At 31.8% G+C, this 17,658-nt stretch carries 14 protein-coding genes and 1 pseudogene; 3 read left to right on the forward strand and 12 right to left on the reverse strand.

Annotated features, from left to right (window positions below; all coding sequences use genetic code 11):
• Positions 1-11 precede the first annotated feature (11 nt).
• Together B8965_RS01600 and B8965_RS01605 are read left to right on the forward strand one after the other, a co-directional pair.
• Positions 12-917 (forward strand): 1,4-dihydroxy-2-naphthoate polyprenyltransferase, encoded by a 906-nt coding sequence (locus B8965_RS01600; RefSeq protein WP_084052121.1) that lies wholly within the window; start codon positions 12-14, stop codon positions 915-917.
• Positions 918-985: 68 nt separating this feature from the next.
• Positions 986-1,342, forward strand: coding sequence for a NifB/NifX family molybdenum-iron cluster-binding protein (locus tag B8965_RS01605; RefSeq protein WP_084052122.1), 357 nt, complete (start codon positions 986-988; stop codon positions 1,340-1,342).
• Positions 1,343-1,458: 116 nt separating this feature from the next.
• Here B8965_RS01605 and B8965_RS01610 read toward each other — a convergent pair whose 3' ends face one another.
• From B8965_RS01610 to B8965_RS01655, 10 genes and pseudogenes are all read right to left on the reverse strand, one after another.
• Entirely contained in the window at positions 1,459-3,075 is a 1,617-nt protein-coding gene (locus B8965_RS01610) for an ABC-F family ATP-binding cassette domain-containing protein (RefSeq protein ID WP_084052123.1), read from the reverse strand.
• A 207-nt stretch (positions 3,076-3,282) separates the two neighbouring features.
• Positions 3,283-3,726 (reverse strand): PPC domain-containing DNA-binding protein, encoded by a 444-nt coding sequence (locus B8965_RS01615; protein ID WP_084052124.1) that lies wholly within the window; start codon positions 3,724-3,726, stop codon positions 3,283-3,285.
• Positions 3,727-4,000: 274 nt separating this feature from the next.
• Positions 4,001-5,926, reverse strand: coding sequence for an aconitate hydratase (locus tag B8965_RS01620; RefSeq protein ID WP_084052125.1), 1,926 nt, complete (start codon positions 5,924-5,926; stop codon positions 4,001-4,003).
• 117 nt (positions 5,927-6,043) lie between these two features.
• A complete protein-coding gene (locus tag B8965_RS01625) occupies positions 6,044-7,420 on the reverse strand; it encodes a citrate/2-methylcitrate synthase (protein WP_200805859.1) in 1,377 nt (458 codons plus the stop codon).
• 259 nt (positions 7,421-7,679) lie between these two features.
• Entirely contained in the window at positions 7,680-9,032 is a 1,353-nt protein-coding gene (locus tag B8965_RS01630) for a hypothetical protein (RefSeq protein WP_084052126.1), read from the reverse strand.
• Positions 9,033-9,124: 92 nt separating this feature from the next.
• Positions 9,125-9,607, reverse strand: a complete 483-nt coding sequence (locus tag B8965_RS01635) for a metal-dependent transcriptional regulator (protein WP_084052127.1) — start codon at positions 9,605-9,607, stop codon at positions 9,125-9,127.
• A 61-nt stretch (positions 9,608-9,668) separates the two neighbouring features.
• Positions 9,669-11,801: pseudogene (gene feoB, locus B8965_RS13005) on the reverse strand (ferrous iron transport protein B).
• Entirely contained in the window at positions 11,788-12,036 is a 249-nt protein-coding gene (locus B8965_RS01645; protein WP_084052128.1) for a FeoA family protein, read from the reverse strand. The pseudogene feoB and the gene B8965_RS01645 overlap by 14 nt, the downstream one beginning before the upstream one ends.
• A gap of 146 nt (positions 12,037-12,182) precedes the next feature.
• Entirely contained in the window at positions 12,183-12,626 is a 444-nt protein-coding gene (locus B8965_RS01650; RefSeq protein ID WP_159446239.1) for a chemotaxis protein CheW, read from the reverse strand.
• Positions 12,627-12,681: 55 nt separating this feature from the next.
• A complete protein-coding gene (locus tag B8965_RS01655) occupies positions 12,682-12,876 on the reverse strand; it encodes a hypothetical protein (protein ID WP_084052130.1) in 195 nt (64 codons plus the stop codon).
• A gap of 79 nt (positions 12,877-12,955) precedes the next feature.
• On the opposite strand from B8965_RS01655, the gene B8965_RS01660 reads away from it, so the two are divergent.
• Positions 12,956-13,612: a spore coat protein gene (locus B8965_RS01660; RefSeq protein WP_143334189.1), complete on the forward strand. Its 657-nt coding sequence runs from the start codon at positions 12,956-12,958 to the stop codon at positions 13,610-13,612.
• A 72-nt stretch (positions 13,613-13,684) separates the two neighbouring features.
• On the opposite strand, the gene B8965_RS01665 is transcribed toward B8965_RS01660, so the two are convergent.
• Together B8965_RS01665 and B8965_RS01670 are read right to left on the reverse strand one after the other, a co-directional pair.
• The gene (locus B8965_RS01665; RefSeq protein ID WP_084052132.1) at positions 13,685-14,374 is read right to left on the reverse strand and encodes a hypothetical protein; all 690 of its coding nucleotides are present in this window, start codon (positions 14,372-14,374) and stop codon (positions 13,685-13,687) included.
• 138 nt (positions 14,375-14,512) lie between these two features.
• Positions 14,513-17,656: an AAA family ATPase gene (locus tag B8965_RS01670; RefSeq protein WP_084052133.1), complete on the reverse strand. Its 3,144-nt coding sequence runs from the start codon at positions 17,654-17,656 to the stop codon at positions 14,513-14,515.
• Positions 17,657-17,658 lie beyond the last annotated feature (2 nt).

Genomic DNA, 17,658 nt, shown 5'->3' on the forward strand with positions numbered 1-17,658 from the left:
GAGAGAAAATCATGACCAAAGAACAAAAAAAGGTTTTTGATATTTGGTGGAGACTTTTAAGACCACATACTTTATCAGCTGCTTTTATTCCTGTCTTTATAGGAACAGTACTTGCACTTGAGATTACATCTATTCATTTTGGGCTTTTTGGAGCTATGCTGTTAGCATCAATATTAATTCAAGCAGCAACCAATATGTTCAATGAATATTTTGATTTTAAAAGAGGTTTAGATACTAAAGATTCAATAGGAATTGGTGGTACAATAGTTCGGGACAAAGTTAAACCAGAAATCGTTTTAAATTTAGCTTTTATTTTTTTAGGTGTTGCTACATTATTAGGTGTATATATTTGTATGATGAGTAGCTGGTGGTTAGCCGTAGTAGGGCTAATTAGTATGTCAGTAGGGTATTTGTATACTGGTGGGCCTTATCCAATTGCTTATACTCCTTTTGGCGAATTGGTTTCAGGACTATTTATGGGATTATTAATCATTTCTATTTCATTTTTCATTCAAACAGATATGGTAAATTTAAAAACAATTTTAATTTCTGTGCCTACCTCAATCTTAATTGGGGCTATCTTAATGGCTAATAATTTAAGAGACTTTGATGGTGACAAAGAAAAAGGTAGACGAACTTTAGTTATCATTTTAGGCAAAATTAATGGTATAAGATTTTTCACTGGTATGTTTGTCGCAACTTACGTTTTTCTACTATTATTAATTTTTCTAAACTTTGCCTCATGGTGGTCTATGTTAGTTGTCTTAACTATTCCTACCGCTATCAAAGCAGTTAAAGGTTTTATAGGAAAAAGCAAGCCAATTGAAATGATGCCTGCTATGAAATTAACTGCTAAAACTAATATTCAATTTGGATTTTTATTAGGTCTTAGCATTATTATTAGTCATTATATATAACTGTATTTGAAAATTTCGTAATAATAGCTATAATTAAAGAGTGATTCATAAATTAAGGAGGTAATATTATGAAATTAGCTTTACCAACTAGAAATAATGAAGTGGACAACCACTTTGGACACTGTGAATACTTTACAGTTTATGAGATTAACGATGCTAAGGAAATAATTGCAGAAGAAAAAGTAGAAGCTCCATCAGGATGTGGATGTAAATCTAATATCGCTACTGTATTAGCTGAAAGAGGAGTTTCTGTTATGTTAGCTGGTAATATGGGACAAGGAGCAGTTAATGTTTTAAATCAAAACAAAATCGAAGTAGTTCGTGGTTGCTCTGGAAATATTAAAGAAGTTGCAGAAGCTTATTTAAGAGGCGAAGTTGTAGACTCATCGGTTGGTTGTACTAGCCATGATTGCGGCCATCACTAAGTCTTTACTACTATAAATAAGTTAAATAAGATAAAATAGCTTTATTAATTTAAGTTAATAAAGTAAATAAACAAGGCTTACTGATTTTAGATTAAAATCGTAAGCCTTGTTTTTATTTAACTTGCATACATTTCTTCTACTTGTTTTTGGACACTTTCATTTTCTAAATATTCATCATAACTCATTTCTTTATCGATTAATCCATTAGGAGTAATTTCAATAATTCTATTTGCTACAGTTTGGACAAATTGATGGTCATGAGATGTGAATAAAAGTGTACCTGAATAGTTTATTAGTCCATTATTTAATGATTGAATAGATTCTAAATCTAAATGGTTAGTAGGTTCATCAAAAATTAATACATTAGCCCCACTAAGCATCATTTTAGAAAGCATACATCTAACCTTTTCTCCTCCTGAAAGTACTTTAGTACTTTTAAGAGCCTCTTCTCCAGAGAATAACATTCTTCCTAAAAATCCTCTTAAAAAGTTTTCTGTTTGATCCACTGAAAATTGACGTAACCAATCCACTAAATTTAGGTCAACATTAAAGAATTCAGAATTATCCTTAGAAAAATATTCTTGGGAAGTAGTTACGCCCCAAGTATACTGTCCACTATCTGCTTCTAATTCGCCCATTAAAATTTTAAATAATGTTGTTTTAGCCATTTCATCTTTACCCACAAAGGCTATTTTATCTCCTTTATTCACTCTAAAGGTAACATTATCTAAAACTTTTTCACCATCAATAGTTTTCGTTAACCCATCCACAAATAATAAATCGTTTCCAACTTCTCTATCAGGTTTAAAGTCTACAAATGGATATCTACGTAAAGATGGTTTAATATCATCTAAAGTTAATTTATCTAATTGTTTTTTACGTGAAGTAGCTTGCTTTGCCTTAGAAGCATTGGAACTAAAGCGTGCAATAAATTTCTCTAACTCTTTAATCTTTTCTTCTTTTTTCTTGTTTTGATCTTTAGACATTCTTAATAATAATTGACTTGATTCATACCAAAAATCATAGTTACCTACATATAACTGAACTTTAGAGAAATCAATATCTACCATGTGAGTACATACTTTATTTAAGAAATATCTATCATGCGATACTACTATTACGATGTTTTCAAAATTGAGTAAAAACTCTTCTAACCACTTAATTGCTTTAATATCTAAATGGTTAGTCGGCTCATCTAGTAGTAAAATATCTGGTTTACCAAATAAAGCTTGTGCTAAAAGTACCTTTACCTTATCTGCACCCGTTAGTTCCTTCATTTGTTTATAATGTAAATCCTGATCAATGCCCAGTCCTGACAATAAAATAGCTGCTTCTGATTCTGCTTCCCAACCATTTAATTCTGCAAATTCTCCTTCTAACTCAGCTGCCTTCATTCCATCTTCCTCAGAAAAATCAGTCTTTGCATAAATGATGTCTTTTTCTTTCATAATCTCATATAGTCTTGCATGTCCCATTAATACAACTGTCAAAACTTCAACTTCTTCATACTCGAAGTGATCCTGTTTTAAAACAGTAAGTCTTTCGCCTGGTGTAATATGCACATCACCAGTACTAGGTTCAATTTCTCCTGATAATATTTTTAATAGAGTTGATTTTCCTGCTCCATTTGCTCCAATTACTCCATAGCAATTTCCAGGTGTAAACTTAATATTAACATCATCAAATAGTTTACGGCCACTAAATTGTAAACTTACATTACTTACACTAATCATATTTGTAAAGCCCTCCATATTTTTAACTATTAACACTTTGCCCATTATATCATGTCTACTAGTAATAAATCGACTTATTAATAGTGAAGCAAGTTCTTAATTCAGGTGGAGATTCTTCCACCTGAATTCTAGAACTGCAAATGCATGACTTAGTTGGCGTTTGATTCCCGCCTAAAGAAGCGGGAGTCTTACGTCAAGTTAGTCAGGTTAAACTTCTAGTAATTCAAATCCACTGCTGGCATCTACTTTTCTAGTACCTGAATGATTTATCATTTCTAATATAACAACTTCACCCACAAGCCAAATATCGACTCCTTGTCTTGTGCATCCAGTTACGACTCCTTTATGGCTTCCAAAAGAAGCGTGAAGGTGAAGTCTAGGTTCAGTTTCTTCATTAGTAAAGATTGTCCCTACCCCTATGGTTTCGCTTGTGTTTAATAAATCTTCTACTATAGCTACGGGCTTATCTGCCTCACAGTCTTTTGGTCCTACGACAATTTTACTGTCCTTTTTAGCCCCACCAATAAACAAAACTGTAGCACTATTAATATTTTTATCTTTTGCAAACTTTTCAATCGTTCTAGGAATTTGATCTCCTTCTTCTAACCTTAAAATAAATATCCTGCCTAAATTTGCCTCAGTATATTTCATAAACTCACCTCCCAAACTCATAAGAAAAAACACCCAAGAAAAGATTCTTGAATGTTATTGAAATGAAAAATTTACTATATTAAATCGAAAGTAATTTTATTATCTTAAGCTAAATATTGGCGAGATTAAATAAAAGAGCGTAATATCTGAGGATAAGAATTTTTAACTGTTTTAGCGATAGCGAGTTTTAAAAATTCCCGAAGATATGAAGCTCCTTCCTTTTCACTGCCTGAGCCTTTTTAGCGTAGATAATAAAATTACCTTTCCTTACTATTTACTGATTTTTCTTGGTGTAATTTAATAATCCACCTGCTAATAAGACATCTCTTTGTCTTGCTGAGAAATCAGATTTTAATTCTATCTCTGTGCCTTCATTAGTAGTAAGAATCCATTTATCTTTAGCTTGTTCTAAATTAGACTTAATATCTTTAATTTGCACCTCTGCGTTTAAATCTAATTTATCATAGTCTGCTTCGTTTGCAAAGTTTAAAGGTAAGATACCCATATTAATTAGATTATCATAATGGATACGCGCAAAAGATTTTGCAATTACTGCTCTTATTCCTAAAAAGCGTGGCACTAAGGCAGCATGTTCTCGACTTGAACCTTGTCCATAATTGTCCCCTGCAATAATAAATCCATTTTCTGCTTGTTTAGCTCTTTCTGAGAAATCTGGATCTACACCTGCAAAGCAAAAGTTAGCTAAATGTGGGATATTCGAACGAAATGGAAGTAAGCTAGCATTAGAAGGCATGATGTCATCAGTTGTGATATTGTCTTCTACTTTTAAGACTACTTTTGCACTAATTTGTTCTTCCATATCTTCATATTTTTTAAGAGCCTTAATATTAGGTCCTCTAACTACTTCTACCTCTTTACTATCTTCTCTAGGCTTTATAATCATATTATCATTTGTGAGAAACTTTTCTGGCATTTCTACTATAATAGGTTCACCAAAGGTTCTTGGATCAGTAACTACACCATTGATAGCAGATACAGCTGCTACCTCTGGACTTACTAAATAAATACCCGCATCAGCAGTTCCACTACGCCCTTTAAAGTTTCGATTATTTGTACGTAGGGATATTCCTGCACTTTGTGGAGCCTGTCCCATACCAATACAAGGACCACAAGCTGATTCTAATATTCTAGCACCTGAATTAATAATATCAGCTAATGCACCATTTTCAGCTAACATAGTAAATACTTGTTTTGATCCTGGAGCAATCGCTAAACTTACATTTGGATGAACATTTTTTCCTTTTAAAATTGCAGCTACTTTCATTAAATCCATATAAGAACTATTAGTGCAGCTTCCAATAAATACTTGATTTATTACTGTGCCTTCAAGTTCTTTAACTGGTACTACATTATCTGGACTATGAGGTTTTGCAACTAAAGGTTCTAATGCACTTAAATCTATTACAACTTCTTCATCATAAGCAGCATCGCTATCAGCAATAAGCTCTGTCCAAACATCTTCTCTTCCTTGTGCTTTTAAAAATTCTTTTGTTACTTCATCACTAGGGAAAATTGAAGTAGTCGCGCCAAGTTCCGCCCCCATATTTGTAATTGTTGCTCTTTCAGGAACTGATAAATTTTTCACGCCAGATCCTGTATATTCAAATATTGTATTTACGCCACCTTTAACTGATAATCTTTTTAATAATTCTAAGATTATATCCTTTGCAGTAGCCCAAGGCGCTAATTCTCCTACAAGTTCTACTTTACACACTTTAGGTTGTTTTAAAAAGTATGGTTTACCGGCCATTGCTACAGCTATATTAAGTCCACCTGCACCGATAGCAATCATTCCCATACCACCAGCTGTTGGCGTATGACTATCAGAACCAATCAGCGTCATACCAGGAACAGCAAATCTTTCTAAAAATACTTGATGGCAGATACCATTTCCTGGGCGCGAAAAATTAATGCCATATTTTTCTGCTACAGTTTGCAAATATTTATGGTCATCAGCATTTTCAAAACCTGCTTGTAATGTATTATGATCAACAAATGATACAGATAGTTTTGTTTTTACTTTTGGAATATTTAAAGATTCAAATTGTAAATAAGCAAGTGTTCCAGTTGAATCTTGAGTTAAAGTATAATCAATATTAAGAGCAATTTCCCCTGCATCAGTTTTAGCATCTGTTGCAAGATGATTTTGCAAAATCTTTTCAACGATATTTAATCCCATTTGAAATCTCCTCTCGAAAGTCTATTTTTATGTCTATTCATAATCATTATAAAGCAAGTATAAAGAAAACATTATAAAAATTTTCTTTATACTTGCAAGAATATTGTATACATTTAATTAATCTCTTGTTTCAATAGGTTCATATTCTTTTCCATACTCACCTACGTATATTCCCCTTGGTCTAAAAATACGATTTTTCTTTAAATATTCTACCACATGTGCAGCCCAACCTGACACACGAGAAGCACCAAATATAGGTGTATAGTATTCTGTTTGAATACCTAATGATTTATAAACAATTCCTGAATAAAAGTCAACGTTTGGAAAAATCTTTTTCTCTTTACCAAAGCCATTTACTACTTCATCTTCAAGAGCCTGGGCAATCTCATACTTTTCTTTCATTTCAGGGTGATTTTCAACTAATAATTTAGCTAAAGGTTCTAAGATTCTAGCCCTTGGATCATACGCCTTGTAAACACGATGTCCAAATCCAGAAATTTTTCTACCTTCTTTACGTGACTGTTCATACCATGCTTTTACATTATCTACACTACCGATTTCATTAAGTGTATGAACTACTTCTTCGTTTGCTCCACCATGTAGTGGACCATTTAAAGCAGCAATCCCCGCTCCAATTGAAAAATATAAATCTGATAAAGTTGAAGCAACTACTATGGTAGCAAAGGTACTTGCATTCATACCATGATCAGCATGTAAAATTAAGCATATATCCATAATTCTTTCTTCAAGTGGCGTAGGTTCTTTGCCAGTCATCATATATATTAAATTTGCTGCATGACTAAGTTCATCTTTAGGTTCTAAAGGTAAATAACCTGAACGAAGTCTTGAGATAGCACCTAAGATACTTGATAAACCTGCTATAGCTTGGTAACAACTGTCAATTAATTCTGCTGAGTCTTCTGAATCTGTATCAAATTCATAAATAGCCTTTTTTTCACCCATTGGATTAGTTTCCATAGGTATTGAGTCTTCATCTGAAGAAATATATCCATAGGCATCAGTTAATTCTTCAACTTCATCAACCTTATTTTGACGCATTAGTTCACTACCTAAACGTAACGCTGCCATCGTACTCATTTCTTCAACAGGAAAACTAGTAAGCATTCTAATCGTTTCAGGTATATCACGATATCTTGCTAGTTTCTTTTTGAAACTTTCTAATTGACTATCATTTGGTAGTTTACCATGAATTAATAAGTATGAAACTTCTTCAAATGTTGAATACGCACATAAATCAAAAATATCATATCCTTGATAAATTAACCACCCTTTAGACCCATTAACGTATCCAATTTTGGTTTCACAAGCAATTGCACCTTCAAGTCCTGGACCAATTGTACAACTGATTGGCCATTCTAATTTATCAGGAAATTTAGGATCAGGTTCTCCACTACTTTCCCTAGTTGCTTTTTCTTTTGCTTTTAAAATTATTTCAGTAATTTCTTTTGTTAATTCATGATTAATTTTACTCAATCACTTCAACTCCTTCCTTATGCTCTTTATTAATAAATAGTAAAATACAATTATTTTACATAGACAAACTTCCATCGTGTATATTCATGTAAAATAATTGTATTTTAAAGAGACAACTTGTCTAATGAGCTAGACAGTTCCCTTCATTATAATCTTTTTTCCGAATAAGTTAAAGATAAATATCTAAAATATTTTTGAGAAAAAAAGGAACTACCTTTACCTATGATTTTAAAAATCATTTTAGGGTAGCTCTCCTTGTTTACTTGATAAAAGGAATAATGATTGCAAAAATTATTCCCATACCTAAGCAATATATGATATTTAATCTCGGTCCTAATTCCCAAGAACTATGTTTGGTTAAACCAGACATTACTAAATTCATCCCTGAAAAAGGCGAAATTAAAACACTTAAACCATAGGATGCAAGTAAAGTAAAAGCATATGCATATACTGATATACCTAGAGTTTCTGCGCCAATAGTTGTTGCTAGAGCTGTGGAAGTTACTATTGGATGAATGCCAATAATCGAAAGGGCGCCCATTAAAATAATAATTGCCAAAATCACCAAAAACGGTTGGTGAATACTATCAAGTTTTATTAAAGAAGGGATTATTTCTCCAACCCCTGATATCTCCAAAGATTTACCAAAAAAACCTGCTGCTGCAAAAATAATTATTTCATTTTTGATATTTAGGAGCGATTTTGTATAATAATTCTTTAATTGTTTAATATAACTTGAAAAACTCTTTTGTAAAATAGCTAATAATAGAGGATAAATTAAAGCTACAATGGGTACGATTACTAATAATTTTAAAGTTGTAAAAATATTAAAAAAACCAATTAATAGGATTAAAATTAAAAATGTTCTCGTTAGTTTAAATAATTTTTTATTATCTTCAGGAGTTAAATCATAAGGAATTTCTTTTCTTTCATATTGTTCCTCATTTAATTTAGCCCTTACATACATAGTTACCCAATTACTAAACATCGTAATCAACGATAAAAGAAATCCCATCGGCAAAATTGTAAGCCAAGGTAATTCCAAGTAATGAAGGATAACGGCTACAGCCACAAAGTTAGGTGACCAGAAAATAGCAGCTGTATTTCCTCTCATCATGGATAACCATAAGGTTCTATCCTTATCCGTAAAATCAACCGTTTTATCAAATAAATTATAGACAATCGGAAAAGAGCCTACATTTAATAAAGCAGAAAGAAAATAGGTTAGAAAACCAGAAAGATTACCAAATTGAATGACATTATTGATATGTTTTAAGGAAAATTGGCGTAATGACTTTTCGTAATCTTCAAAATATAAAGGAAAGCTTAAAAAGGGTAAGACAATGAAAAGAACTACCAAACCACTATTAGAACTAATGGCAGTGATCCATTCCCCTATTGAACTATTTGTTTTTATTAAGAACATAATTCCGAAGAAAAATAAAACTAAAGATATTTTCTGATTAGTCTTACCGACAAGCGGCATATTTTGGACAATAATAATTAACAAACAAATCGCCGTTAAAATAGAAAAATAGATTATATTAGTGAACTCTGACAAAAGATAAAAAATACTAAAAGCTATTAAAATAATTTGACGTTGGTTTTTCATATTTTACACCCTTCTAACTTAATATACATCTTTTCTTAATCTTATGTATTAATTCTCCTTTTTCCTCCTTATATCAAAGGGATAAAATAATTTTAAGATTTTGCCTTTTCTAGATATTTTAAAAATTCTGTCCGAAAATCGCTATTTTGCTTCATGAAATCTATAAACAATTTTATTTTTGTTAAAGTCTCTTTACTAATACTATGTTCAACTTTTTCCGTTTCCTCTAAAACATTATTTTTAATGCCTAATAAAAACAAAAACTCTTCTATTGTTTTATGTCTATGTAGAAAATATTCTCCTAAAATATTACCTTCCTCTGTAATTTCAATAACTCCATACTTTTCATATTTAACTAATTCCATTCTTCTTAATTTATTAACCATTTTATTTGCTGATGAAGGCGTTACATTTAAAGCTTTTGCTAAGTCGCCCATTTTTACAAATTCTTCTTTTAAGCAAATTCGATAAATCATTTCTATATAATCTTCCATCCCAGAAGTAAGCATTTTTTCTTCTTGGTCTAATAATTCATAACCTCTTACCGTATGAAATTTCTCTCTAAAATTTTTCATTTTTCCTCCTTTAAAATTTAGAGAGCTCAACCTAAACTAAGTTGAACTCTCCAAAATTTACTTATACCCAGCCTAAACCCATGACAATTTGTGCCACTACAAAACACACAATTATCGCTACCATAGTTGGCATTAAAAAAGCAAAGAAAGTCCATTTTGCATTCTTTGTTTCCTTCGCAATAGTCCATAAAGTTGTGCCACAAGGAAAATGAAGTAAGGCAAATAACATTGTAGATAGTGCAGTTAACCAAGTCCAGCCTTGAGCTATAAATAAATTAGCCAGTTCATTTAAACTTTCAAACTCAAGCATTGCTCCTGTTGATAGATAAGACATAATTAAAATAGGTAAAACTATTTCATTAGCGGGTAAGCCTAAAATAAAGGCCATTAGAATAAAGCCATCCATACCAAGTGACCTTGCAAAAGGGTCTAGAAAGTTTGCACAGGTAGCTAAAACGCTTAATTCACCAATGTAAGTATTAGCTAAAATCCAAATTACTAGACCCGCTGGTGCTGCTACCACGATTGCTCTTCCTAGAACAAAGATAGTTCTATCTAAAATTGAGCGCACAATTATTCTTCCAAATTGAGGCTTTCTATATGGTGGTAGTTCTAAAGTGAATGAAGATGGAATTCCTTTTAATAAGGTTTTTGATAAAGTAAAAGAAACCAAGAGAGTAATTGCAATACCAATCAAAACCATACCTACTACCACAAATGTAGCTAGTAAGGTCCCCCCACTTGATGCTGCTAATCCACCCATGAAAATCATACTTAAAGCTATTAAAGTTGGGAATCTTCCATTACAAGGAACAAAGTTATTCGTAACTATCGCAATTATTTTTTCTCTAGGTGAATCAATAATTCTACAAGCAATAACCCCGGCCGCATTACACCCAAAACCCATACACATGGTTAATGCCTGTTTACCATGTGTTCCACAAGCTTTAAATAATCTATCCATATTAAAGGCTACTCTAGGTAAATAACCTAAATCTTCTAATAAAGTAAACAAAGGAAAGAAAATAGCCATTGGTGGTAACATAACTGAGATTACCCAGGCTAAGGTTCTATAAATCCCTAAAACAACTATTCCATGAAACCACTCTGGTGCTCCAAGACCTAATACAAAAGTAGATAAATAATCTTCAATTGTAAATAGTATATTTGCTAAAATTTGTGAAGGATAATTAGCACCCGTGATTGTAATCCAAAAGATTGTTCCTAAAAGTAAAAGCATTATCGGATAACCAAATAAAGGGGAGGTTAAGATTTCATCTATTTTATTATCCCAATCTGTCTTTCTCGTTTCTTCTTCCACTACGTCTTTGCTTACATCTTCAGCTTGACGATAAATACTTTTTACCATACTATCTCGTAAAGTATCTTTTTTTATACTTCTAAAATTATCAACTTCTTTATTTAAATCTTTAAGATTCACTTTTAGATTACCTCCTTATTCTTTACTCGCTAATTTATTGAAAATTTCTTGATCTCCATCAATTAGCTTTAATGCTAGCCATCGTAAGTTCTCTTTCTCTCCATAAACTGAACGCATCTTAGGTACTAAGCTATTAATTATTTCTTCAATATCTTCATCGTATTTAACTAGCTGAGGATTAGTTATTGCTTTGCCTTGAACCATTTGGGCTATTTTATCTTTTAATTCCAGTAGCCCAAATCCATCTCTAGCTACCGTTGGAATTACAGGTACACCCAGCTTATCTTGTAACATTGGTATATTTATGTTGATTTTTTTACGTTTGGCTTCGTCTAATAAATTTAGACAAATAATAACTTTTGGGGTTATCTCCATTATCTGGTATGCAAGATTTAAATTTCGTTCTAACACAGTAGCATCAACAACTACTACAGTAACGTCTGGACTTCCAAAATAAAGAAAGTCTCGTGCAACTTCTTCTTCAGAGGAATTAGCTAATAAAGAATAAGTACCAGGTAAATCAACTAACTTATAATTAATATTTTGATGACTATACATTCCTTGGGCTTGTAGTACAGTTTTACCCGGCCAATTTCCCGTGTGCTGATTTAAACCTGTAAGTGCGTTAAAAACAGTGCTTTTTCCGGTATTAGGATTTCCGGCTAAAGCAATTACAGGCTGATTAGAACTAACATCAACATTAAATTTCTCCTGCAAAATATTTAAACCCGTGGAACTTTTAGTTAATCCCATTCTCATTTTCCTCCTTAATGATGATATTAATAAACTGAGCCTCTTCTTTTCTAAGGGCTATCATTGTACCCCTTATTAAATATAAGGTGGGATCCCCTAAAGGACTTCTACGCATAACCTTTACCCTTGTTCCTTCAACTAATCCAATATCTAAAAGCCTTCTACGAACAGTATCCTTGGCCTCTAGCTTTTCTACAAAACCTTCTTCTCCTATACTTAAATCCGTTAATTTCAAGTTTATCCCTCCTAGAAAGTGTTGGTGGCGTCTAACTTTTATTGATAAAGTTTATATTCTAAAGTATGAAAATAAAAACAATCGGTGACATAAAAACTCTATTTTTAGACATAAAAAAACTGCATACCTAAGTATGCAGTGGGTTACTATTCTATATCTAATTCCGGCATCATTTCTGCTGTAATTATTTTAGAGTGGTCTAAAAGAATAATTAAACGATCGTCATTTTTTATAATCCCTTTGACACAATGTTCTTTCTCTTGTTCATCTAATTTAGGTGGATTTTCAATATTTGCATCATCTATAGTTAATACTTCGTTTACATAGTCTGTTTTTATAGCAATAGGTTTGTTTTTAATAAATTCTAATACTATTAATCTAGCTGAATCATCTTGATCCTTGATATCAAAATTGAATTTCTTGGCTAAATCAATAACTGGTATTATCCTGCCTCTAAAGTTTACAACCCCTTCAATATAGTCTGGCATATTCGGAATCTTGGTAGTTTCCTGTAAACTCACAATTTCTTGTATATACTGTATATCTAAAGCATATTGTTCTTTTCCTAAGCCAAATACTACAATTTGCATAATTCTACCCCCTAAAATAATTATAAAACATCTTATTTTTTCAACCATTAAAATATTACTTTAGTTTATTATTATTCTTTATTTCTGCTAGCATTTCCTCCATATTTTTCATACTAGCATGTATTTGCGATATTTTCTTTGGAAATACGAATATCACATTATATAAGACCCAGACAAAGCCTACGAGTAAAATAATATTTAAAAAGGCAAAAATAAATTGAAAAAAATCAAATCCTACAGGCGTATGCATTTTAAGACCTCCAAAAATTTTGCTTTCCTATACATATATTACAAGTAGATGTAAACAATAGCAATAGGAGGTGTTTTTGATGTTAAAACTAACACAAAAAGAAAAAATGCTATTGGAAGATCAAAAGAAGCACGAGGAACTATGTATTGAAAAATACACTACTTATGCTAACAATGCTCAGTGTCCACAACTTAAGCAATTATTTCAGTCTCATGCTCAATCAGAACAACAACATCTGGATACGATTAATCAACTATTAAATGGAACAATTCCTCAAGTAGGGCAAGGTCAGAGCGGACAAAGTAATCAAAGCCAAGGACAGCAAAGTTCTGGGGGCAGTCAAAGTATGAATTCTAGTCAATCAAGTCAAAGCATGCAGTCTAATCAAGCAAGTCAACAAGGACAAAATAGCCAAGCTTCAATGAACGCTAGAGTAAATTCATCTTTCATGGGTTCACAAAATAATGCGGGCTCTATGAGCTCTAAAAACAGCAACGCTTCAATGAGTGCTCAAAATAGCGGATCTAATAATTCTTATAATGCTAATGATGCTAGCTTATGTAATGATATGCTCGTAACCGAAAAATATATCTCTAATGCTTATGATACAGCAATTTTTGAAAATACTAATTCGCAAGTAAGACAGGTATTAAATCATATCCAAAAAGAAGAACAACAACATGGTGAAGATATTTTTAACTATATGAACAGTAATGGGATGTATAATCCTCAGTAATAAGATTTATAATTATATTTTTAGAAAGAAGGTTGCCTCATAAACTGAGGCAACTTCTTTTAAATTATTTCCTTAGGGTGCAACAGTAGGACAACTTGGTAATCTAAATATTACGCGGAATCTCGCAACTCTTGAATCAGGATCTAGAGCATCAGGGCATATATCTCTAAGATCGGCAAAAACTCGAGCTGGTACCACAGTACAATCTCCACTAGCCAAGCTAGTATTAAGTGCATCACATACGGCTTGGGCTTCTTCTCTAGTTAATCTGATGCAAATAGGATTGTCAACACACACTGAACCTTGACAGCTTATAGCTACTCGTTTATCACCATCAGGAACTGTTCCATCTGCGGTAGCTTGACCTCCACAGGCACTTGTTTGTAAAAGTTTACTAGCTATATAGGGAATACAACCCACGATTCTAACCTGATACACATCTAAATCCCCTAAAGGAGGACATCCTAAAGCATCATCAATATCTACCGTACATTCTCTTACCACACAACTTAAACAACTAACATCATATACAAGTCTTTCAGAATCTGCAACTAAGTTACCAGTAAAAGGAGCAGGTATCGTAGTAAAGCAACAAGTTCCTACCCTTCGTTCACAAGGATCACAAGCTACTTCTGCTTGTTGTGGTTGAACTGGACAATTAGTTTCTTGTTTAATAGATTGAGAACTATCCATATCGTCCGTATCATCCATTAAATCTAAATCATCAAAATCGTCGAAATCGTCTTTATACTTATTTGCCATTTTTAAACCCCCAGTATTTTTTTATAAGCTAAAACTAAAATTCTTAATTTTAACTTATAATTTATACTATGAAGGCTTATGACAAATAGTTTGTGTTAAATACAAATTCTAAATTATTTCCACAAAATTTTCCATCTTTCAAATCTTAAATTTTGTTTTACTACCTTCAGGGCTTGGAAAAACCTCTAGTTTAGCCCTTATTCGCTCTTTGAATTCTGGTACATGAGATATTATTCCTACCATTCTGCCTGACTTTTGGAGATCTAGTAAAGTTTCAATGGCACCTTCTAAAGATTCAGGATCTAAAGTTCCAAAACCCTCATCAATAAAAATTGTATCCAGACTAATCCCTCCAGAATAAGATTGCACAACATCAGCAAGTCCTAGGGCTAGTGCTAACGATGTTTTAAAACCTTCTCCCCCAGATAGAGTTTTAACATGCCGTGATTTACCAGTATAATTATCAAATACTTCTAATTCTAAACCACTTTGCGCATTATATTTAGCCTTTTCATCAGTTCTACTTAATTCATAACGGTTTTCAGTCATTTTTAACAGTCTAAGATTAGCTACCCCGATAATTTCTTCAAAAAAAGCGGCTAAAACATATCTTTCAAAGGTTAATCTTTCAGAATTATTTCCCCTTGCTATTTCAGCTAAATCACCAAATATAGCATATTTTGCATTTTCTGAATTTATCTTTTTTGTAAGTTCCAGACAACTTTTTAAGATTTCTGTATTTTTATCGATTCTCGCAAAAAGATAAGTTATTTTTTGTAGTATATTTTTTTCTTCTTGTTTTATTTCTTGATACTTTAGTTCTAAAGCATTTATATCTTCCACTTTTAACCCTTGTAACTCAGTTTCAAGGATCTCATATTGGTTAGTTACTACTTTTAAATTTTCATGATATTCACGTATCTCTTTTTCTAAACTTCTTATCTCTTCTTCACTTATTTTAGCTAGGTGATATTTTTCAAGGTCAAATCCTGCTAAATTAATTTCCTCCAAAAACTTAAGTTTAGCTTCTTGTAAAATTTCTGCATATTCTTCTAAGGACTTTTTATATCCAAATTCTTGTGTTTTGCATTTTTCAAGCTCTAGATTACTTTGTTGATGTTCTTTTTCTTTATCAGCTAAACTTTTAACCATTAAATTGTAGCCTTGTTCTACTCTTTGATATTCTAACTTTAATGCCATAATAGATCTAATATTTTCAGGTATTTCCTTCATGGTTTCAGCTAAAGAGGCCTTTTCAGCTTCATACTTTTTAAAAACATCTAAATATTCTAAACTTAATTCTCGCTCTTTTTCTTCCGCACTTTCAAGCTGTTTTTCTGTATCTACCAAGCTTTTAGCTAAAGATTCTTGGAGTTTCTTAGTTTTTTCTAATTCGACTTTTACCTTTTCTAGTTTACCTTTTTTTACATCTATGTCTGTAAATATCTTTTTTACCACTTTATTTAACTCTTGATCTTTTAAATCACTTATTCTTTCCGGGATTAATTGTTCAATTTCTGCAATTAAAGAATTAACTATACTTTTTTGGAAATCTCCTGAACCTTTTATATCAATTAATTTTTCGTACATTTCTTTTAAAATCTTTTCTTTTTGTTCTAACTCTTCTTTTTCTAATTTTAATTTTTCTCCTGAATAAAAATTTTCTTCTAACTCAGCGGGATGGGGATGATGTTTAGAACCACATACCGGACAGTTTATACCCTCTTGTAAATTTTCAGCTAATACTCCTGCTTGGGCTTTAAACCAATTTTCTTCATTCTTTTCATACTTAGCTTTTAGGTGGTCATAAACTACTTTTGTTTGTTTATGTTTTTCATGCATAATCCCAAATTCTTGCCTTAACTTTGCTAGTTTCGTATTTGCTTCCAGTAATTTATGCAATTTATCTTGAGCCTGAGAAACACTTTCTAGTTCCATCTTGTTTTTTAGGTATTCAGTATCTGCATTTCTAGCCTTTTCTAATTCTAAAGCTAATTGTTTATGTAATTTTTTAAAATTTGTAATTTCTAGAATTTTAGTATTTTTATCTTGTTCAAGTTTTTGCACCAATTTTTGCAATACACTTAATTTATCTTTTTTATCATCCAGGGTACTTACCTTTTCTTCATATCCTTTTAATGTATTTAACTTAAGAAAGCTTTGCTTTATTTCTGGCTCTTTAGCTTTTTCTCGTGCTAAACTTTCACTCACTAAATCTAATTTAGCTTTAGCCTGTAGGGCGTCTTGCTGTGACTTTTTATATTCCGTGATTTTTTTTTGATAGCTATAATCTTTTTCTAGATAATTATCTTCACTGGCTTTAATTTTTAAAGCTTTTCGGCCATTATCGATTTTAGTTTGTTTTTCTATATATAATGATTTTTTTAGTTCTAAATTACTTTTTTGCGTGGCAAATTTCTCTTTATGAGCAAATTTTTTATTATTTTCGGTTGCATCAAAGATCTTTTCCCGCTTATTTTCTAGAACAATCTTTATTCTTTTAAGATCATTTTCAAAAACTTCATTTTGATTTTTATCATATATTAATTGCTCTTTTAGGAATGTAATTATCGAATCTTTATTTTTATTCTCATTAGTAATTTGTTCCTTAAGTTTTTCATTATCCCCTGCATCAATTCTAAGTAGATTTTCATGATAGCTATTCTCGAGCTTGGCAATTAGCGTTTTAATTTCATTGGCTTTTTCAATTAATTTCGTCTCTACCTTTTTATAACCCACCGTACCAAATATCTTTTGAAATATTTTTTCTCTATCTTTACTATCAGCTGTTAATAATTTACGAAAATCACCTTGAGGAATCATCATAATTTGCTTGAATTGGTCACTATTTATACCCATTATTTCTTGAACTTTTTCATTTACACTATTTACACCTGCATAAACCTTGTCTCCATTTTTTCCATAAATAGTTAACTCTGCATCCGCTTTTTGTTCAGTTGTTCCTTCCCCTCTGCTTTTTCTTTTTTCTTGCTTAGGGATTCTTTTAATATAATAACGTGTGCCTCTTAATATAAATTCAAGCTCTACACTCGTTAAATCATCTATACAAGCAAATTGACTTCTTAAACTTTCCCCGCTTCTTTCATCACCACTTGCTTGTCCATAAATAGCATAGCTAATACCATCAAAAATCGTAGTTTTACCTGCTCCGGTTGGACCTGTTATTAAAAATACATTTTCCTCACCAATTTGACGAAAATCAATCTCTTCTCTCCCCGCATAAGGACCAAAAGCAATCATAACTAATTTTAAAGGTCTCATTT

Source organism: Desulfonispora thiosulfatigenes DSM 11270 (genome assembly GCF_900176035.1).
Classification (GTDB): domain Bacteria; phylum Bacillota; class Peptococcia; order Peptococcales; family Desulfonisporaceae; genus Desulfonispora; species Desulfonispora thiosulfatigenes.

Bases quoted from the DNA above. Each gene is read 5' to 3' on its own strand.
- B8965_RS01670 (WP_084052133.1), bottom strand. From the start codon at position 17,656: ATGAGACCTTTAAAATTAGTTATGATTGCTTTTGGTCCTTATGCGGGG.
- B8965_RS01615 (WP_084052124.1), bottom strand. From the start codon at position 3,726: ATGAAATATACTGAGGCAAATTTAGGCAGGATATTTATTTTAAGGTTA.
- B8965_RS01665 (WP_084052132.1), bottom strand. From the start codon at position 14,374: ATGGCAAATAAGTATAAAGACGATTTCGACGATTTTGATGATTTAGAT.
- B8965_RS01610 (WP_084052123.1), bottom strand. From the start codon at position 3,075: ATGATTAGTGTAAGTAATGTAAGTTTACAATTTAGTGGCCGTAAACTA.
- B8965_RS01600 (WP_084052121.1), top strand. From the start codon at position 12: ATGACCAAAGAACAAAAAAAGGTTTTTGATATTTGGTGGAGACTTTTA.
- B8965_RS01660 (WP_143334189.1), top strand. From the start codon at position 12,956: ATGTTAAAACTAACACAAAAAGAAAAAATGCTATTGGAAGATCAAAAG.
- B8965_RS01630 (WP_084052126.1), bottom strand. From the start codon at position 9,032: ATGAAAAACCAACGTCAAATTATTTTAATAGCTTTTAGTATTTTTTAT.
- B8965_RS01650 (WP_159446239.1), bottom strand. From the start codon at position 12,626: ATGCAAATTGTAGTATTTGGCTTAGGAAAAGAACAATATGCTTTAGAT.
- B8965_RS01655 (WP_084052130.1), bottom strand. From the start codon at position 12,876: ATGCATACGCCTGTAGGATTTGATTTTTTTCAATTTATTTTTGCCTTT.
- B8965_RS01635 (WP_084052127.1), bottom strand. From the start codon at position 9,607: ATGAAAAATTTTAGAGAGAAATTTCATACGGTAAGAGGTTATGAATTA.
- B8965_RS01620 (WP_084052125.1), bottom strand. From the start codon at position 5,926: ATGGGATTAAATATCGTTGAAAAGATTTTGCAAAATCATCTTGCAACA.
- B8965_RS01605 (WP_084052122.1), top strand. From the start codon at position 986: ATGAAATTAGCTTTACCAACTAGAAATAATGAAGTGGACAACCACTTT.